The organism is Actinoallomurus sp. CA-150999 (genome assembly GCF_050942425.1).
Taxonomy (GTDB): Bacteria; Actinomycetota; Actinomycetes; order Streptosporangiales; family Streptosporangiaceae; genus Actinoallomurus.
Window position 1 is genome coordinate 10538469 of sequence record NZ_CP192063.1, and the last position, 18637, is coordinate 10557105.

Consider the following 18637-nt stretch of genomic DNA (forward strand, 5'->3'; position numbering starts at 1 on the left):
CGATGAAGCGACGTTAACAGACGTGGTTCAGCCCGCCCCGGCAGCGATGCCGGGACGGGCTGTGAACGTCAGGGAACGCCGACCGGCGAGCCCGCTCCCGCCTCAGCGGGTCTCGCGGTGCGCCTGGTGCTTACGGCAGTTCGGGCAGTACTTCTTCAGCTCCAGGCGGTCCGGGTCGTTGCGCCGGTTCTTCCGCGTGATGTAGTTGCGGTGCTTGCACTCCTGGCAGGCCAGCGTGATCTTTGGCCGTACGTCGGTGGCAGCCACGATGGAGTGCCTTTCTGGTGAGGGACACTGGACAACGACCTGCACCGGACCACCTGCGAGAGGTGATCGGTGAGGTGGTAGCGGAGGCCGGACTTGAACCGGCGACACAGCGATTATGAGCCGCTTGCTCTGCCTGACTGAGCTACTCCGCCGCGAGGGTCGGGCGACCGGAGAAAAGAATACCGGACTCTCCGGACACACTCGAACAGACGAAACCCGGTCCACGTTGGCGGACCGGGGTATCGGCTGCTAGAGCCCCCTTACGGAATCGAACCGTAGACCTTCTCCTTACCATGGAGACGCTCTGCCGACTGAGCTAAGGGGGCGTGCGCCCTTCCGCGCTCCGTAACCATACACGCTGCGCGGCTTGGACACGAAATCGATTCGCCGGGGCCGTCCGCGCCTCGGTGCCGGCGCCAAATCGGGGGCGTTGACCGCCTCCCTCCGGCCCGTACGCGGAGGCCTCCGGACGCCCGTTGGGGTGGGCCCTGAGGCACCCCTGACGTGCCCCTGGTCCGCCCCTGAGAACCCGGGCGGGGAGGTGATCACGCCTCTAACGTGATCGCCGTCCGTAAGGTGCCCCGGCCGGGTCCTCACGCCTCACCGGACGTCCCTTCGGGCGTCCGTAAAGGAGGGATGATCATGCTGCTCGAAGGCAGGCGCGAACGTCGTCGCGCCGCTGTTCGGCGCGCCGGCGCGGCCGCCGTGATCACGCTGGGCTCCGTCACCGCCGCCGTACCGGGCCTCACCGCCGAATCGGCTCACGCGTCACCGGCTCACGCGTCACCGGCGAGCCTGCGCTGGGTGCCGTGTGATCCGGAGCACCCGGGGGCGGAGTGCGCCGCCCTCTCGGTGCCGGTCGACTGGGCGCACCCGGACGGGCCGAGCTTCGGCCTGGCGCTGGCCCGCCGGGCGGCCACCGGCCCCGGCACACGCGTCGGCTCGCTGGTGTTCGGCCCGGGCGGGCCGGGCGATTCGGGGGTGGACCGGGTGGTGACGGGGATCGACGCGTTCAGCCCGGAGGTCCGCCGCCGGTTCGACATCGTGAGCTTCGACCCGCGCGGCGTGGGCCGCAGCAGCCCGGTGACCTGCTCGCCCGACCTGCTCGCCCAGCGCCCGAGCCCGAAGATCGACGATCAGGCGGCGTTCGAGGCCACCCTCGCGTACAACCAGCGGCTGCGCGCGGACTGCCGGGAGCACACCGGCCCGGTGTTCGACCACCTGGACACCGGGCAGACGGTGCGGGACCTGGACGCCGTCCGCGCCGCCCTCGGCGAGGCGAAGCTGACCTTCCACGGCAGCTCGTACGGCACGGTGCTCGGCGCGCAGTACGCCGAGACGTATCCGCGCCGGGTCCGGGCGATGGTGCTGGAAAGCGTGATGGACCGCAGCGTCACCAGCACGTCCGCCTTCCTGCGCGACTCGGCCGCCGCGGCGCAGGACTCCTTTGATGAGTTCGTGAAGTGGTGCGACGGGACGCCGGACTGCGCGCTGAACGGCCGCGACGTGCGGGCGGTCTGGCGGGGGCTGCTGGCCCGTGCCGACCGGGGCGAGCTGGCGAACCCGAGCGCGCCCGACACCGCCCTGTCGCCGATGGACCTGGTCAACAGGATCGCGCTCCGCGCCTTCGTCCGGCCCGACTACGCCGGTCTGGCCGAGAAGCTCGCCGCGATGGAGGCGAGCGAGCCGATACCGGCCTCGCCCACCTCGCCTGCGGCACTGCCGGCGGCGACGCCGGTCTTCTGCGCCGACTGGCGGTTCCCGGTGCGCGATCAGCGGGAGTACGCCTCGCTCGTCCATGCGATGACCACCGCCGGGCCGGACGTGCCGTACCTGCTGCCGCTGCACATGACGGCCGCGTGTCTGGGCTCGCCGACCGCGAACCCGCAGCACCGGCTCACGGCGCGCGGTGCCCCGCCGATCCTGCTGTCCAACGCCGTCCACGACCCGGCCACCGGCTACCCGTGGGCGGAGTCGGTGGAGCGGCAGCTCGGCAGCGCGGGAGTGCTGCTGACGTACGAGGGCGGCGGGCACGGAAGCGTCACCAACGGCCCCTGCATGGAGAACGCCTACGACCGGTACCTCATCGACCTGCAGGTCCCGCCGCGCGGCACCCGGTGCCCCGCCGTGACGTCCTAAGGGCGCACGGGCGGCGCGCGGCTGGATCAGTGGCGGGCGGGCCCCGTGGCGGCCGCATGCCCGGTCAGCGGAGCAGTTCGCGGGCGATGACGATCTGCTGGATCTGGCTGGTCCCCTCGTAGATCCGGAAGAGCCGGACGTCGCGGTACAGCCGCTCGACGACGACGCCCCGCATGTAGCCCATTCCGCCGAAGACCTGGACGGCGCGGTCGCCGACGCGGCCGACCATCTCCGAGCAGAAGTACTTCGCGCAGGAGGGGCCGAGCTTGCGGTCCTCCCCCGCGTCGTACGCCTCCGCGGCCCGCAGCACCATCGAGCGGCCCGCGTACAGCTCCATCTGGGAATCGGCGATCAGGCCCTGGATCAGCTGGTAGTCCCCGATCCGCCGCCCGCCCTGGCGCCGCTCCTTGGCGTACGCGACCATCTCGTCGAGGAGGCGCTGCGCGACGCCGACGCAGACCGCCGCGATGTGAACCCGGCCGTGCGCGAGCGACGTCATCGCGGTGCGGTAGCCGGTGCCCTCCTCGCCGACCATCGCCGTCGCGGGGACCCGTACGCCGTCCAAGTACACCTCGGCGGTGTGCGCGCCGCGCTGGCCCATCTTCTCGTCGGACGGGCCGACCGTGAGGCCGGGCGTGCCCGCCTCGACGATGAACGTGGAGATCCCCCGCGACCCCTCACCGCCGGTCCGGGCGAACACCATGAACACGTCCGCCTCGGGCGCGTTGGTGATGAAGCGCTTGGCCCCGTCGAGCACATAGTGATCTTCATCACGTACGGCCCTGGTCGTCAGAGTGCTGGGGTCGGAGCCCGCCTCGGCCTCGGTCAGCGCGAACGCCGCGACGGCCCGGCCGGCGGCCAGCCTCGTCAGCCAGTGGTCGCGCTGCTCGCCGGTGCCCGCCTTGACGAGGACCTGGCCCGCGATGCCGTTGCTGGTGCCGAACATCGAGCGGAACGCCGGGCTGGCGTAGCCGAGTTCGAAGGCCAGGCGCACCTCTTCGCTCATGGACAGGCCGAGCCCGCCGTACGCCTCCGGCAGCGCGTACCCGAACAGGCCCATCTCGGCGGCGGCCTGCCGAAGGTCGTCCGGGATGCGGTCCGTCGTCTCGATCTCGTCCTCGCGGGGGATCACCCGCTCGCGGACGAAGGTCCGTACGGCGTCGAGCACGTCTGCGAAATCCTGGGCGTCCACGCGTCCTCCGATAACCGAATCGGATTCTTGTCCGGGAACACTCTAATCGGACACCTCCGGCTCGAGCAGCGCCGTTGACCCTGACACTGTGTGAGGACCTACACCGGGACACGTCATGTTCAGCATCGGAGATTTCGCACGACTCGGCCGCGTGTCCGTACGGATGCTGCGGCACTACGACGCACTCGGCCTGCTTCGACCCGCCCGGGTCGATCCGGCCACCGGCTACCGCTCCTACGACGCGGCGCAGCTCTCCCGGCTCAACCGGCTGATCGCGCTCAAGGACCTCGGCCTCAGTCTGGAACAGGTGGGGCGGATCCTCGACGAGAAGGTCGGGCCGGAGGAGCTGTACGGCATGCTGCGGCTTCGCCAGGCGGAGCTGGCGGCCCACGTGGCCGAGGAGACGGCGCGTCTGGCCCGGGTCGAGGCGAGGCTCCGGATGATCGAGATGGAGGGTGACATGTCCGCGGACGTCATCATCAAGAGTGTCCCGGCCGTACGCCTCGCGGAGCTCAGCGCGACGGCGGAGAGCTTCGAGTCCGAGAAGATCAGCCCGGTGATCCAGCCGCTGTACGACGAGCTGTGCAAGCGGCTCGACGCGGCGGGGCTGGCCATCACCGGCCCGGCGGTCGCGTACTACGAGCAGGCCCCCGACGGGGTGCGAGTGCACGCCGGGGCACCGGTGAACGCCGAGCCGGACGGCGCGTACGACTTCGCCATCGTCGACCTACCCGGGGCCGAGCAGGCGGCGACCCTCATCCACCACGGGTCCATGGACGGCGTGGACGCGTCCGTCCAGCGGCTCGCCCGGTGGATCGAGGAGAACGGCTACCACAGCACCGGCTCGGCGCGCGAGGTCTACCTCCGATACGGGCAGGGCGACCCCGCGACGTGGGTCACGGAGCTCCAGGAGACGGTGACGCCCGCGTAAGGCGCAGGGCGTCACCGAGCGTCCTGGACGCCGCGTCCGGGCGGCGCATCGACCGCCCGGACGCGGCGTGGTCCGGACGCGGCGGTCGTCCGGACGTGACGGTCGTCGGACGTGACGGTCGTCGGACGTGACGGTCGTCGGACGTGACGGTCGTCGGTGTGGCGGTCGGCGGGTGTGGTGTCGCGGGCCGGAATCTCGTGCCCGCGTCGGGCGGGCCGAATCCCGTTCTGGAATCATGCGGGTCATGGCTTCGCCAACCGATCACCGGACCGTACGGCCGCCGGGCGACGACGCGGACATCCCCGCGTTCTGGCGGTCGCTGGGGCTGCCCGGCCTCATCGACGTGCACACGCACTTCATGCCGGACAACGTCCTCAGCAAGGTCTGGGCGTACTTCGACCAGTTCACCGAGGCCGGCCTGCCGTGGGAGGTCCGGTACCGCTACGACGAGGAGCGGCGGCTGCGCCTGCTGCGTGAGTTCGGCGTGCGGCGGTTCACGGCGATGCTCTACCCGCACCGCCCCGCGATGGCCGTCTGGCTGAACGGCTGGGCGGCCGACTTCGCCGCGCGCACGCCCGATTGCCTCCACACCGCGACGTTCTTCCCCGAGCCGGCGGCGGGCGCGTACGTCGCCGAGGCGATCGACGCCGGCGCGAGGGTCTTCAAGGCGCATGTCCAGGTCGGTGGGTACGACCCCCGCGACCCGCTCCTGGACCCCGTCTGGGGACTGCTGGCCGAGTCTCGCACTCCGGTCGTCGTGCACTGCGGATCCGGCCCCGAACCCGGCCGCCACACCGGCCCGGTTGTCTTCGCCGAGGTCCTGGCCCGCCATCCCCGGCTGATCGCGATCGTCGCGCACATGGGTTTGCCGGAGTACGCGGAGTTCCTCGCGCTCGCCGAACGCCACCCGGACCTGCGCCTCGACACGACCATGGCGTTCACCGAGTTCACCGAGCAGCTGAACCCCTGGCCCGCCGAACTCACCTCCCGGCTGGCCGACCTGGGCGACCGGATCCTGCTCGGCACCGACTTCCCGAACATCCCGTACTCCTACGCCCATCAGCTCGCGGCGCTCACGCGGCTCGACCTCGGCGACGACTGGCTGCGCGCCGTCTGCCACGACAACGCCGCCCGGCTGTTCGCCGGCTGAGCGTCCCGGGCCTCAGCGTGGCCGTGTCGGCCTGATCGCGTACGCGCTCACGGAACATCGGCGCCCGACTCAGCATCGCGCGGCCGGGGGCGTCTTTATGTATGGAGATTCCCCCGAGCGATGAGGTGACGATGCGTACGAGCGATCCCCCGGAGGTCACCCCCGAAGACGCGATCAGCGACTTGTACCGGGCGAGCTCACTGCGGCTGGCCCGCGCGGCCCTGCTGCTGGTCGGGGACCGGGCCACCGCCGAAGACGTCGTGCAGGAGGCGTTCTACGGGTTGCAGCGTCGGTGGCTCCGCGACGGTGGCCCGGACGACCCGGCCGCGTATGTGCGGACGGCCGTGATGAATGGTTGCCGTTCGGTCCTGCGGCGGCGGCGTGCCGCCCGGCTGATGCGCGTCGTCCACGACACGCCGGTGTGGTCGGCGGAGTCGGCGGCGCTGCTCGGCGAGGAACGGCGGGCGGTGCTGGAGGAGATCGCACGCCTGCCGCAGAGGCAGCGCGAGATCCTCGTGCTGCGCTTCTACCTGGACATGTCCGAGGCGGAGATCGCATCCGAGCTCGGCGTCAGCAGGGGAACCGTCTCGTCGACGGCGTCCCGCGCGCTGGCCACCCTCGCGAACCGGCTGGAGGGACGATGATCGAGGATCGGGTACGTGACGCGTTCGGCGCAGCCGCGCGGACACTCGACCAGATGCCACCCCTGCGAGAGGCGCCCCGCCGTCGCAGCTGGCCCGTTCCCGCGGCGGCCGCGGCGGCGGTGCTGATCATCGTTGGCGCAGTCCTCGCGCTGACCGGCGGCGAGCGCGAGCCCTCACGCCGGCTGTACCCGCCGGCCGGCATGGCGATCGGTCCAGCGCTGCGCCCGTCGGGACCTCCGAAGTTCATCGTGACCGCAGGCGACTCGATCGCTCATTTCACCCGGCCCACGGACAAGAACGCGTCGTCGTACACGCCGGCGCGTCCGGTGGTGCAGGACGCCGTCACCGGAAAGGTCCTCTACACGATCCCGCTCCCTCAGGGCGTGTGGTCGTCGTGGGGGCAGGTCGCGGCCGCACCGGACAACCGCACGTTCGTGATCGCCGGGCTCTCCCGTCCGGCCGGCGACGAGTTCGGCTACTTCCGGGTGCACCTGAGCGAGGACGGGCGGCCGGATACGCCACGGCTCGTCCCCGGGTTGACGGTGCCCGAGTCGGCCAGGTCGGCGACCCCGACGCTCAGCCCGGACGGGCGTCGCCTCGCCTATCTCCTGAGCACCGGGGTCGGCGTCGCGGACATCGCCACCGGGCAACGGCGAACGTGGACGATCAAGAATGGCGAGGTCGGGTGGAACCTCACCTGGGCGCCGGACGGACGGCACCTCGCGCTCGTCGGCCCCGGGCTGCGGACCCTCGACACCGGCTCGCCGACGGCCCAGCCGGTCGACGTCGCCCTGCCCGGCGGCATCGGGCGCGACGGGAAGATGACGAACAGCGTTCTCGGCGCCGCCTACGAGACCGATGGGCGAGCACTGATCGCCGAGGTCGGTGCGAGGATCATGCGGGTACCGCTCGGCGGGAACGGCCGGCCCGTCACGCTCGCCGCCGGAAATGACTCCGGAGGTATCGACGTCGACGGCACGGGACGGTTCGCGCTCTACGTCGGCGGCCACCGGATCGTTCGCGTCGACCTGAGGACGGGACACCGTGCGTCGTTCCCGGTGCCGCTTCCTGAGGACATGGGCAAGGGCGACACCGTCGACTCCGCCTGGTGAGGCAGGTCCGGCGGCGGCGATCGGTGCCGCCGCCGGATTCATGGGGAGCGTCCACGCCGGTCGAAGGGTGGGCTCGGCGGCGCGTTGAGGGTGCCCGGGAGGCTCAGCGGCTCCAGCCGGTCGGCTGGCTCACCGGGCGCGCCTCGTCCGCCGGCGGCTCGACGGGACGCCCCTCGTACTGCGTCGACAGGACGACGTGGGTGTTCATCTCGCCGTGCTCGCCGAGGCGCTCGAGCAGTCCTTCCAGATGCCGCATGGACGCGACGCGGACCCGCAGCATCGAGCACCAGCTCCCGCTGAGTTTGTGCACCTCGGTGACCTCGGGGAAGTCCTCGGCCGTCGTCGTCTTGAGCAGGCACCGGCCGAGCGCGCACCGCATCTGCACGAACGTCGTCAGCGGCAGGCCGGCCCGCGCGGCGTCGATCCGCGCCTGGTAGCCGGTGATCACCCCCGCCTCCTCCAGGCGGCGTACGCGCTCGGCGACGGCCGGCGGTGACAGGTGGACGATCTGCGCGAGCCGGTTGTACGAGAGCCGTCCGTCGCGCTGCAGCTCGTCGAGGATGCGCCAGTCCGTCTCATCCAGCGGTCTGTCCATTCGGAAACCCTGCACCGCGGATCTCCTTTCGAACAAGAGGCAGAACGGACGAACCTCCGTTGATCGCCCGTTCACTTCGAAGGTGCGGATTTCTAGCGTTGTGGCATGCGTACGACTCCTGTCACGAATCCCCCGGATGTCGCCGTACGCCGCGGACGCGCCATGGCGGCCTTCTTCTCCGGTGCCGCTCTGATGAACGCGGCGATGGCCATGGCGAGCGCCATGAGCACGATCGTGGCCGGCGATCGGCTCGGCATGCGCTGGGGCGCCGTGCCGAACACCGCCGGCGTCGTCGGAACGGGCGTCGGCGCGCTCGCTCTGACCTGGCTGACGGCGCGTCGGGGGCGGCGGGCGGGACTGGTCCTCGGGTACGGGGCGGCCGCGCTCGGCGCCGGTCTCGCGGTCGTCGCGGTGGCCGCCGGGGACGTCCTCGCCCTGACGATCGGCATGCTGGTGCTCGGCCTCGGCAACGCCGGAGCCCAGCTGTCCCGCTACGGGGCCGCCGAGCTGTACCCGGCACACCGGCGCGGGTACGCCATCGGCACGGTCATCTGGGCCGGCACGATCGGTGCGGTCGGCGGCCCGCTGCTGCTCGACCCGTCGAGCGCCGCCGCGAGTCGGCTCGGCGGCCCCGCCATGGCCGGGCCGTTCCTGGTCGCGGCCGTCGCCACATTGGCCGCGGCGATCGCCGCCACCGGAGCCCCCTCTGGCCGCGCACCGGCCGCCGCCTCCCCCGTACCGCTCCGCGACCTGGTGCGGACGCCCGCGGCCCGATCCGCGCTGGCGGTCATGGTCACGGCGCAGGTCGTCATGGTCGCCGTCATGACCGCGGCACCGATGGACATGCACCGGCACGGCCACGGGCTGGGCGCGGTGGGCGTGACCCTCGCCATGCACACGTTCGGCATGTTCGCCCTGTCGCCGCTGACGGGACGGCTGTTCGACCGCGTCGGCGCCAGGCCGGTCATGCTCGCCGGGCTGCTGTCCCTCGCGCTCGCCGCGCTGCTCGCCGCCGCCGTGCCCGGCGGCGACACCGCCCCGTTCGCAGGGGCACTCTTCCTGCTCGGCTACGGGTGGAACCTGTGCTTCGTCGGCGGCAGCGGCCTCCTCGCCCGCGACCTGCCCGCCGCGGACCGGGCCCGCGTGGAGGGCGCCGTCGACGCGACGGTGTGGAGCATCGCCGCCGCCGCGAGCCTGGCGTCCACCCTCGTCCTGTCCGCCGGCGGATACCCGGCCCTGGCTGCCGGTTCCTGCGCGCTCGTGGCGGTGCCGCTGATCCTGGTGCTTGTGCCGTTCCGCGGGGACGGTCAGTGGATGAATTCGATCTCGGGATACCGGGGTGAGGGGTCGTTGAGGAGTCCATCGTCCTTGCGGCGCAGCCAGCGGTCGAAGAACGACGAGACGTAGGTGCGTTCCACGGTGATCGCGCGTGCGGGATCGACCGTGCCGATGTCATCGCCGATCGTCTTGTCGGGAACACGGCCGCGCAGCTGCGGGAGGATCGCCTCGGCGTCGGTGTACGACCCGTGCCGGGAGCCGCGCAGCGTCAGATCCGCGCGCCAGCCCCGGCCGTGCGCCCAGAACGACCTCCACGACGACTCCCTCCGGTGGTCGCTGCCGCCCGGTCCGGCGCTGCCCATGAGCAGGAACGGCCGGTCGAGGCCGTGCTCGGCGACCGGCGACAGCTCCAGGTGGGCCGGGTCCTCCCCGAACCCGAGCGTGCCGTCCAGGTCGACGCCCGCCTTGATCCGCGCGTCCTCGTACATGGCCTGCGCCGCGGTGAAGCCCCCGCCCGAGGCGCCGAGCATGCCGATCCGCCGCAGGTCCAGCGCCGCCGCGAGGTCCCGGGGAGGCCGACGGTGATCGGCGTCCGGATCGCTCCCCGCGTGGAACGCCGCCAGCGCGTCGAGTACGAACCGGGTGTCGCCGACCCGCGCGGCGACGACCTGCTTCTGAAGCTGAACCAGCGTGCCGTCGCGCTGCGCCTCGGCGAGTCGCTCCGGCAGCACCGTACGGGCGATCCGGTGCCCCGGGAACTCCACCGCCGACGCCTCGTAGGTGTGGTCGATGGCGACGACGACATACCCGGCCGAGGCGAGCTGCTCGACCAGCGCGGTGTTCCAGGTGCGCGGGTCCGCGACGCCGGGCGAGTACAGCACGACCGGGCGCGGCCCCCGTACGGCCGGGGCGTCCAGGTGCGCATGGGTACGCGTCGCCGCCCAGTCCACCGTGCCCGGCTCGACGCCATAGTTCGAGGGACCCGCGAACGCGTCGAACCCCCGCGCCTCTCCGGACGCCATCTGCGGCGCGACGGGACGGCCGGTGACCCGTGAAGCGGGATAGAAGACACTGACCATCAGCTCGCGACGCTCGGCCGGCCGCCACGGGTCAGGCCGTGACCGGTCGACGAGATGCAGAGACGTCGCGCCCACCGCGTACGGCCCGTTGGGCGCGGGCAGCCGTACCTTCACCGCACTCGCCCGCGTCGCCCGTCCTGGAGCCGCCACGGACCGGGGTCCGGCGGCCGACTTCCCGTGCCCGGCCGACAGAAACCTGGTCCCGGCCGTCGGCGTCGCGTGGACGGGGACAGCCGACAGCAACGCGACCACGGCCCCCACCGAGATCATCTTTCGCATGCCACCGACTATGGACGGCGGGACCGCACATAGGCGTCCCACTCAGGAACCACCCTCGTCGTACTTCTGAGGTATCCCCCGCGCCGTTGCCGTCAGGCTCCAGGCTCTTCCGCCAGGTCGGCAGCGTGATCGACGCCACGACGCGGCAACGGCACACAGGGCACCCGCTACTCGATGATTCATTGCAGAGGCGTGGGTTGTGCGATAGCGCACGGTTGCGGTCCGGCCCCGCGGCACGTCATCGCCGGACCCGGGCACCTCGCGTCAGGACCGTTTACTGAAACTGAACATCGTTGCGTCTCACTAAAACACTCCCGACAACACACCCTCGGCCCGCCCGAACGATTCGCCCGAATCGCCGACATCCGGCGCGACGGCAGTACTCGCTACCTCGAGCACGGCGAGGCCGTCGCCCACGGGCTGTGAGGCGGGGTGGGTCGGCCATCGTGCGGTGCTTCGATCACTTGGGTCGATCGAAGGCCACCACACGATGACCGACTCGTGCGTGAAGTCGCGCATTGAGCGCGCCCGCCGGATGCGCGGCGGAAAGGTACCGGTCAGCCGATGAGGTCGGCGAGGCGGTCGGCCTGGTCGGGGTCTCGGCCGTGGCAGTAGAGCATGACCTCGTCCGCGCCCAGGTCGGCGAACCGGGCGATCGCGTCGCGGATCTGGTCGGCGGTGGTGAGCATGCCGTCGACCATGTGTTCGGCGCGGCCGGTGAACGCGTAGTAGGCGCCGATGGACGCTCGGGCGTCCTCGATCGCCGAGGGCGGGCCGAGGGCGGGCCGAGGGCGACGTTGACCTGGGTGACGATGCGCGGTGAGCCGTCGCGGCCGTGGTCCGTCCACGCCCTCCGTACGGTGTCGATGAGGCTACCGGCCCGGGACGGCGGGGCGGCGGCCAGGAAGCCGTCTCCCCAGCGGGCGACGCGTTCGAGGGCGGCCGGTTGGAAGCCGCCGAACAGCACCTGCGGGCCGCCGGGACGGGCGGGCGCGGGTCCGATCGGGCCGGCCTCGTCGCCGTACGGTTCGCCAGCCCACAGGCGGCGCATGACGGCCATCTGCTCGTCGAGCCGTCGGCCGCGGGTGCGCAGGTCGGTGCCGGAGTCTGTACCCGGACGCGAGTGGTCGCGCCGGCGATCACGCCCAGGGTGACGAGCGGTTCGGGGTTGTCGTAGACGAGCCGGTCGAGGAGGCCGAGGGTGGTGAAGGGGCCGGCGTCGGCGCGCCGTGCCCAGTCGAGCAGGGCTGCGGGGTCGGTGATGGGCAGGCCAAGGCCGATGTCCATGAATATCTCTCCGTGCAGGGACGAACTACCTGTGCCGCCCCTCCATCACCTCGTAGACCCGAGGCGGGACTCCCGTCTCTGTGGTGACCTGCGGTTCAGCGTGGCGGCTGACGCGGCGGAGAAGAACAAGACTGTTTCTCGGGGATCGCGCGAGGCACGCTGGGGCTCAGGTCGACGAACCCCCGGCAACGTACGGGGCGAGGCCGTCGCATGGGAACAAAAAAAGAACTACCCTGGTTGTCGAATTGTCTTCAATCCGGCGACCATACTAGTTCTCAATTTATTTTATCAAAGAGAGGCGCAATTGTCCAACGGCGAGCTCGAGCGTGAACAGGAATACGTCGCGATGCTTTATCGGCGGGTCGACGACCTGCGGGAACAGGCGTCGGAGCGGCTGGCCGGGGTCCTGCGGGAGAACGGCGGGACCCGGCAGGCGCGCGTCGAGCGGGAGGCCGCGGTCGGCCGGTACGCCGACCGGGTGGCGAGGTTCGACGCGGCCGAGAGCGGCCTGTGCTTCGGCCGGCTCGATCTGCGCGACGGCGGGCGGCACTACATCGGGCGGATCGGCGTCTTCGACGACTCCGACGACGGCGACCCGCTGCTGATCGACTGGCGGGCCCCGGCCGCGCGCCCGTTCTACGTGGCCACGGCCGCCGCTCCGGAGGGCGTACGGCGCCGCCGCCACATCACCACGCGCGACCGCAGGATCGTGAGCCTGGACGATGAGGTTCTGGACAGCGCGGTCCTGAGCGACGACGGCGGTGAGGAGGCGCTGATCGGCGAGGCGGCGCTGCTCGCTGCGGTCAACGCCGGGCGTACGGGCCGGATGCGGGACATCGTCGAGACCCTCCAGGCCGAGCAGGACGAGATCATCCGCTCCGACCACCGGGGGCTGCTGGTGGTGCAGGGCGGGCCCGGCACCGGAAAGACCGCCGTCGCGCTGCACCGCGCGGCGTACCTCCTGTACACCCACCGGCACCTGGCGGAGCGCGGTGTCCTGGTGGTGGGCCCGAACGCCACCTTCCTGCGGTACATCGGCCAGGTGCTGCCGGGCCTGGGCGAGACCAGCGTGCTGCTGTCGACGGTCGGCGGGCTGTTCCCGGGCGTCACGACGCGACGCGCCGAGCCGTCGGCGACCGCGGAGATCAAGGGCAGGGCGGTGATGGCCGGCGTCGTGGCCGCAGCCGTACGGGACCGGCAGGCCGCGCCCGGCGGTCCGGTCGAGATCCCGTACGGCGACGAGACGCTGCGGCTGGAGGAAGAGGACTACCGGCGCGCCGCGGAAACAGCGCTGAGCGGGCCGGTTCTGCACAACCAGGCACGACGGATCTTCGTCCGCGAGATCCTCGACGTGCTCACCCGGCAGATCGCCGAGCGGCTGGAGGCCGTCGTCCTCGACGACAGCGGGGAGCCGCTCGACGGCGATGGGCGGGGCGGGCTCGGCGAAGCGGACGTGAAGGCCCTGCTCGCCGCCGGTTACCCCGAGGAACTGCTGCGCGCCGATCCCTTCGGCGACGCCGGAGAGGCACGGTCGCTGCTCGACGAGGCCGACCTGGCCGAGCTGCGCCGGGAGCTCGCCGCCAGTCCGGGCGTACGGGCCGCCCTCCACGAGTTGTGGCCGACCTTGACGCCGCAGCGGCTGCTGGAGGACCTGTTCGCCGACCCGCGGCGGCTCGCCTCGGCCGCGCGCGAGCTCACCGAGGCGGAGCGCGGGCTGCTGCTGCGCACGCCCGGCGGCGGCTGGAGCCCGGCGGACGTACCGCTGCTGGACGAGGCGGCCGAACTGCTGGGCGAGGACGACCGAGAGGCCACCGCGCAGTCGGCCGCCCGGGCGCGGGCGGCGGCCGAGCGCCGCGAGGAGATCGCCTACGCGCAGGGCGTGCTGGACATCTCGGTCGGTTCCCGGTCCAGCGACCTGGAGGAAGGCGAGGAATCCGAGATCCTCACCGCCGCCGACCTGCTGGGCGCGAAGGAGCTGGCCGAACGGCAGGAGGTCGTGACCCACCGCACCGTGGCCGAGCGGGCCGCCGCCGACCGTACCTGGGCGTTCGGGCACGTGATCGTGGATGAAGCGCAGGAGCTGTCGGAGATGGCCTGGCGCCTGCTCATGCGACGCTGCCCGACCCGCTCGATGACGATCGTGGGCGACGTGGCCCAGACCGGCGACGCGGCCGGCACATCCTCGTGGAGCCGGGTGCTCCAGCCCCTCGTCGGCGACCGGTGGCGCCTGGCGCAGCTGACCGTCAACTACCGCACCCCGACCGAGATCATGGCCGCCGCGACCGACCTGCTCGCCGCCCTCGACCCCGCCCTGGACCCGCCACGCTCGGTACGGGAGACGGGCGTGCCGCCCTGGCGCCTCACGACCACCCCGGCCGACCTTCCGTGTGCCCTGGCCGAGCACACCGCGCGGGAGGCGGCTTCCCTGGCCGAGGGCCGGCTGGCCGTGATCGTCCCGGACGCCCGCCTCACGGAACTGGCCGCCGCCGTCGCCACCGCCGTCCCCGACGTGGCCTACGGCACCGACCCCGACCTGGAGCACCAGGTCGTGGTGCTGACCGTCCGCCAGGCCAAGGGGCTGGAGTTCGACTCGGTCCTCATCGCCGACCCCGCGGCCGTCCTCGCCGCCTCCCCACGCGGCCGGAACGACCTGTACGTCGCCCTCACCCGCGCCACCCAGCGCCTCGGCATCCTGCACCCGGGCCCGCCGCCCGCCGAGCTCGCCGGAATCCCGGCGTACGGGCCCTGAGCCGACCGGTCATGGGAAAGGACGCCTCACCTCGCCCCGAGCGCCTCGGCGATCGCGTTTCGGACCGCCTCATCGGTGGGCGTGGGGCGTCCGGCGGCGGCCCCTGCCGGCAGTTCATCTCACTCGCAGATCGCCGTCAACGATAACGATCATGACAGATTCCGCCACAGCGGCTATCGAATATAAGCGCGCGATCCAGAACTAATGAGCGCATCGGAAGGCCCGAACGGCCGCGAGATGACCGGCTTTGCCTGATATGGTCAAGCGCTTCATCAGCGCGACAGGGGCTAGGTGAGTCGTCATGACCAGCGACAGCTTTGCGGCCGCGGCGGAGCGGATCGATACCAGCCGACCGCACTCGGCGCGTGTCTGGGATTATTGGCTCGGCGGCAAAGATAATTACGAAGCGGATCGCGCCCTCGGCGACCAGATCGCCCAGACGTTTCCGCACGTCGTAACGACAACGCGCGCGGACCGCGAATTCATGCACCGGAGCGTGGCATTCCTGGCGGAGACAGCCGGAATTCGCCAGTTCCTCGACATCGGGACCGGCCTCCCCACCGCGCCGAACACCCATCAGGTCGCCCAGAGCATCGCCCCGGACACCCGTGTCGTCTACGTCGACAACGACCCGGTCGTGCTCGTCCACGCCCGGGCGCTGCTCGCCTCGAATCCGGATGGCGCCTGCGCCTACCTGGACGCGGACCTGCGTGAGCCCGGCCGGATCCTCTCCGAGGCGGCGAACACACTGGACTTCAGCCGTCCGGTGGCGATCCTGCTGATGAGCCTCCTGCATTTCATCAACGACCACAGCGACGCCGCCTTCATCGTGTCGAGGCTGCTGGACGCAGTGCCGTCCGGCAGCTATCTGGCCCTGACGCACGCGACGGACGAGATCGGCGGCCCTGCCGTCAAGAAGGCGTACGAGATGTGGAACGCCAACGCCGCGCAGCGGGCCCGCCCGCGCACTCAGGCGGAGGTCACCGCCCTGTTCGACGGCCTGGAGATCGTCGAGCCCGGGATCGTGTCGCCACCGAGCTGGCGGCCGCCGGAGGGCGCCGTCGGGCCGTGGAAGGTGCCGCTGTGGGCCGGGGTGGCGCGGAAGCCCTAGCCCGCCGGGCCTGGACGAGCCCCTCCGGCTACCGCGTGCCGGCGACGCCGATCAGGGTGCCCTCGGGACGCGTTCCCGTCAGGCGGCCTGTACCGCGGGCTTGAGGGTGTCCTCGCACCACTGCCGGAACGTCGTGGGCGTGTCGATCGCGTGCTGCGGCGTACGGGCGATCCCCTTGTCCAGGCCGTTCTCCTTGGCGGTCGCCATGTCCAGCATGGCCTGGGTCATGCCTTCCGACGCGCCGGACCCGATGAGCCGATCCCTGAGCGCGTGGCCGGGCATCTGCTGGTACTTCACCGGGGTTCCGAGCACCTCGGAGATGACGGCGGCCATGTCGTTGCCGGACAGGTCCTCGGGGCCGAGCACCGGGACTTCGTCCCGACCGGTCCATGTGGCGTCGAGCAGCAGGCGGGCGGCGACGGTGGCAATGTCGCGGGTGGCGACGGTGGGCAGCCTGAGATCGGGGGAAATGACGTCGAAGTACATGCCCTGCTCTTTGATCACCCGGACTTGCCGGAGCACGTTGTCCATGAACGTGGGCGCGGCCAGCGCGCGGAACGCCACGCCGGTGTCGGCGATCAGGTCGTCCATGGCCAACGACGCGGTGACGTGCCCGGCCCGGCCGGCGTACGGGGTATCGCGGCCCAGGGCGCTGACGTCCACGACGCGCTTGACGCCGTGGGCGCGCATCGCCTCGGCCGCGGGGCGCGTGAAGCCGACGTAGGCCTCGTCGGCACTGGCCGCCCGACGGTCGGTCGGCAACAGCCAGAACACGGCGTCGGCGCCGTCGAAGGCGCGTATGACGACCCGTGGATCTCCGTGCGAGCCTTGGATGACCTCGACCCGGTCACGGACGTCGGTGGACAGCTTGGCCGGGTCACGCACGATGACGCGGACCGGCTGGTCGCCGGCGAGGACCTTGTCGAGAACCTGGTGTCCGATGTTTCCGGTAGGGGCGGTGATGACGATCATGAGCACTCTCCAAGCGCGTGGGTCGGGGATCATCACACAAGTAAACTCTACCGTACCGTTTACTTTTGGAGTTGCAAGCCGATGAGGCAGGACGGCGAACCGCGGCGGCGCGGTGAACAGCGGCGAGGCGAGCAGCTACGCCGCCACATCCTGTTGGTGGCCAAGGACGTGTTCCTCGAGACGGGCTACGAACGGGCGTCGATGGACACCGTCGCGGCACGCGCCGGGACGTCCAAGCGGTCGCTGTACGCCCACTTCGAGAGCAAGGACAAGCTGTTCCTGGCCGTCCTGGACCTCGTCCGCGAGCTGTACCTGGGCAGACTGAAGACCCCTGACGCGTACGCCGAGGACCCCGCGGAGGCGGTGACGCTGTTCTGCGGGCGGTTCCTGCAGCTGATGACGTGGGAGCCCCAGGTACGGACCTGCCGGCTGAGCATCGCCGAAGCCGAACGGCTGCCCGGCAGCTCGAACGCCTACTTCGACGCCATATTCACCAGCACGTACGAGCGGCTGAGCGTCTACCTCGCCGAGCGGTACGCGATGGACCACGCCGACAGCGCGGCACTCGCGGAGGACCTGCTCGGCCGGACCGTGCTGCCGCGACTGTTCCGCATGTTGCTCAACGTCGAGGAGGCGGCCAAGGACATGCCCGAGGACACGGCCCTGGCCGAGCACGTCGACCTGAACGCGATCCGCCGGATGGTCTCGACGACCCTGCCCGGCTGAGCGGCGCCGCGAGAATCGACGTCGGCTCTGACGTCGAGCACGCAGTAGGTCGCCATGAAAGACGCCTGCAAATCCTGGTCAACTGTTCCGCACAGGCGATGTTCCCCGAGCATCTAATGAGCCCAAGCATGTTCCCCTATTGTCGGCGAGATTTCGACGGGTCCATTTGTCACCGACAGGACAAATGTCCACTTCTATATAGGGGCGGTTCAATGGGCTCTTTTTCGAGGATCACCGGCGGTATAGGGACCGCTGCGCTCGCGGGGATCGCGCTGGGCACGGCGCCACCGCCGGCCCAGGCGATGCCCGGCCTGGCGAAGGTCGTGAACGTCCCGTGCGACCCGGACGCGCTCGTCACGGCGATCCGCACGGCCAACGGGATCGGAGTCGCCCAGCTCCTTCTCGCACCGAACTGCGTCTACAACTACACGACCGCGAACGCCACCGATGACGCGCTGCCGATCATCACGGGCGACATCACCCTGGTGGGCGGGCCCGGCACGAAGATCAGGCGCGATCCGGCCGCGCCTGGCGCCTTCCGCATCCTGGAGGTCGCGTCGGGGGCGACGCTTCATGCCCAGGGGATCTTCGTCCTGGGTGGAAGCACGGCGGCCGTCGGCGGTGGAATCCTCAACGCGGGCACCATCGTCCTGGAGCGCGTCTACCTTGCCGGCAACCGCGCAGGAAACGGCGGCGCGCTCGCCAACAGCCCGAACGCCAACGCGAACATCTCCTTCAGCGAGCTCAACGCGAACGAAGCGACCGGCGTCGGTGGCGGCGCGATCCTCAACTTCGGGACACTCACGATGTTCCGGAGCACCTTGGCCGGAAACAGTGCACCGATCAACGGCGGTGGACTGAACACCCAGCCGAACGGCGTGTCGCACCTCATCCAGAGCACCGTGGACCACAACATCTCCGGCAGCCTCGGAGGAGGAATCTCCAATTTGGGAACCACCACGCTCGATCACAGCCTGGTCGAACAGAACAAGGGATCCGGCGGCGGCGGAATCGCCACCGCGAACGCCAATGTCAGCATCGAGAATTCGGTGATCCGGAACAACATGCCCGACAACTGCAGTCCGATCAACACCATTCCCGGCTGCGTCGGCTAGGGCCGCCGCCT

Annotated in this window: 17 protein-coding genes and 2 tRNA genes; 11 read left to right on the top strand and 8 right to left on the bottom strand. The window is 71.1% G+C overall.

The genetic code is table 11. The features are described from left to right. Positions 1-102: 102 nt before the first annotated feature. From rpmG to ACQP2O_RS48640, 3 genes are all read right to left on the bottom strand, one after another. A complete protein-coding gene (gene rpmG / locus ACQP2O_RS48630) occupies positions 103-267 on the bottom strand; it encodes a 50S ribosomal protein L33 (RefSeq protein WP_252780260.1) in 165 nt (54 codons plus the stop codon). 75 nt (positions 268-342) lie between these two features. After that, positions 343-419 (bottom strand) — tRNA-Met (locus tag ACQP2O_RS48635). A 101-nt stretch (positions 420-520) separates the two neighbouring features. After that, positions 521-593 (bottom strand) — tRNA-Thr (locus ACQP2O_RS48640). A gap of 316 nt (positions 594-909) precedes the next feature. On the opposite strand from ACQP2O_RS48640, the gene ACQP2O_RS48645 reads away from it, so the two are divergent. Beyond that, positions 910-2406 (top strand): alpha/beta hydrolase, encoded by a 1497-nt coding sequence (locus ACQP2O_RS48645; RefSeq protein ID WP_433176490.1) that lies wholly within the window; start codon positions 910-912, stop codon positions 2404-2406. A gap of 64 nt (positions 2407-2470) precedes the next feature. On the opposite strand, the gene ACQP2O_RS48650 is transcribed toward ACQP2O_RS48645, so the two are convergent. Further along, a complete protein-coding gene (locus ACQP2O_RS48650; RefSeq protein ID WP_433176492.1) occupies positions 2471-3598 on the bottom strand; it encodes an acyl-CoA dehydrogenase family protein in 1128 nt (375 codons plus the stop codon). A 115-nt stretch (positions 3599-3713) separates the two neighbouring features. Between ACQP2O_RS48650 and ACQP2O_RS48655 the strand changes: the two genes are divergently transcribed. The 4 genes from ACQP2O_RS48655 to ACQP2O_RS48670 all read left to right on the top strand — a co-directional run bounded on the left by ACQP2O_RS48655 (position 3714) and on the right by ACQP2O_RS48670 (position 7435). Next, on the top strand, positions 3714-4529 hold the full coding sequence (locus ACQP2O_RS48655; protein ID WP_433176494.1) for a MerR family transcriptional regulator: 816 nt from the start codon (positions 3714-3716) through the stop codon (positions 4527-4529). A gap of 244 nt (positions 4530-4773) precedes the next feature. Continuing rightward, positions 4774-5679, top strand: coding sequence for an amidohydrolase family protein (locus ACQP2O_RS48660; protein ID WP_433176496.1), 906 nt, complete (start codon positions 4774-4776; stop codon positions 5677-5679). 131 nt (positions 5680-5810) lie between these two features. Next, entirely contained in the window at positions 5811-6323 is a 513-nt protein-coding gene (locus ACQP2O_RS48665) for a SigE family RNA polymerase sigma factor (RefSeq protein ID WP_433176498.1), read from the top strand. Continuing rightward, the gene (locus tag ACQP2O_RS48670; RefSeq protein WP_433176500.1) at positions 6320-7435 is read left to right on the top strand and encodes a hypothetical protein; all 1116 of its coding nucleotides are present in this window, start codon (positions 6320-6322) and stop codon (positions 7433-7435) included. Before ACQP2O_RS48665 ends, ACQP2O_RS48670 begins: the two co-directional genes overlap by 4 nt. A gap of 103 nt (positions 7436-7538) precedes the next feature. Here the strand turns inward: ACQP2O_RS48670 and ACQP2O_RS48675 are convergent, their stop codons facing one another. Next, a complete protein-coding gene (locus ACQP2O_RS48675) occupies positions 7539-8030 on the bottom strand; it encodes an Lrp/AsnC family transcriptional regulator (RefSeq protein ID WP_433176502.1) in 492 nt (163 codons plus the stop codon). Positions 8031-8135: 105 nt separating this feature from the next. Between ACQP2O_RS48675 and ACQP2O_RS48680 the strand changes: the two genes are divergently transcribed. Beyond that, positions 8136-9437, top strand: coding sequence for an MFS transporter (locus ACQP2O_RS48680; protein ID WP_433176503.1), 1302 nt, complete (start codon positions 8136-8138; stop codon positions 9435-9437). On the opposite strand, the gene ACQP2O_RS48685 is transcribed toward ACQP2O_RS48680, so the two are convergent. Together ACQP2O_RS48685 and ACQP2O_RS48690 are read right to left on the bottom strand one after the other, a co-directional pair. Continuing rightward, complete coding sequence (locus ACQP2O_RS48685) at positions 9338-10666, bottom strand: alpha/beta hydrolase family protein (RefSeq protein WP_433176505.1); 1329 nt, start codon at positions 10664-10666, stop codon at positions 9338-9340. The genes ACQP2O_RS48680 and ACQP2O_RS48685 overlap by 100 nt on opposite strands. Before the next feature lie 460 nt (positions 10667-11126). Further along, a complete protein-coding gene (locus ACQP2O_RS48690) occupies positions 11127-11717 on the bottom strand; it encodes an LLM class flavin-dependent oxidoreductase (protein WP_433191419.1) in 591 nt (196 codons plus the stop codon). Between ACQP2O_RS48690 and ACQP2O_RS48695 the strand changes: the two genes are divergently transcribed. The 3 genes from ACQP2O_RS48695 to ACQP2O_RS48705 all read left to right on the top strand — a co-directional run bounded on the left by ACQP2O_RS48695 (position 11613) and on the right by ACQP2O_RS48705 (position 15813). After that, positions 11613-11843, top strand: coding sequence for a hypothetical protein (locus ACQP2O_RS48695; RefSeq protein WP_433191561.1), 231 nt, complete (start codon positions 11613-11615; stop codon positions 11841-11843). The genes ACQP2O_RS48690 and ACQP2O_RS48695 overlap by 105 nt on opposite strands. 414 nt (positions 11844-12257) lie before the next feature. Continuing rightward, positions 12258-14702 carry a HelD family protein gene (locus ACQP2O_RS48700; protein ID WP_433176507.1) on the top strand — a complete coding sequence of 815 codons (2445 nt, stop codon included), beginning with the start codon at positions 12258-12260 and terminating at the stop codon, positions 14700-14702. Between the two features lie 301 nt (positions 14703-15003). Continuing rightward, positions 15004-15813 (top strand): SAM-dependent methyltransferase, encoded by an 810-nt coding sequence (locus tag ACQP2O_RS48705; RefSeq protein WP_433176509.1) that lies wholly within the window; start codon positions 15004-15006, stop codon positions 15811-15813. Between the two features lie 78 nt (positions 15814-15891). Here the strand turns inward: ACQP2O_RS48705 and ACQP2O_RS48710 are convergent, their stop codons facing one another. Next, positions 15892-16785, bottom strand: a complete 894-nt coding sequence (locus ACQP2O_RS48710; RefSeq protein WP_433176511.1) for an NAD(P)H-binding protein — start codon at positions 16783-16785, stop codon at positions 15892-15894. A gap of 81 nt (positions 16786-16866) precedes the next feature. On the opposite strand from ACQP2O_RS48710, the gene ACQP2O_RS48715 reads away from it, so the two are divergent. Continuing rightward, positions 16867-17511, top strand: a complete 645-nt coding sequence (locus tag ACQP2O_RS48715; RefSeq protein ID WP_433176513.1) for a TetR/AcrR family transcriptional regulator — start codon at positions 16867-16869, stop codon at positions 17509-17511. Positions 17512-17639: 128 nt separating this feature from the next. Beyond that, positions 17640-18626: a hypothetical protein gene (locus ACQP2O_RS48720; RefSeq protein ID WP_433176515.1), complete on the top strand. Its 987-nt coding sequence runs from the start codon at positions 17640-17642 to the stop codon at positions 18624-18626. Positions 18627-18637: the final 11 nt, after the last annotated feature.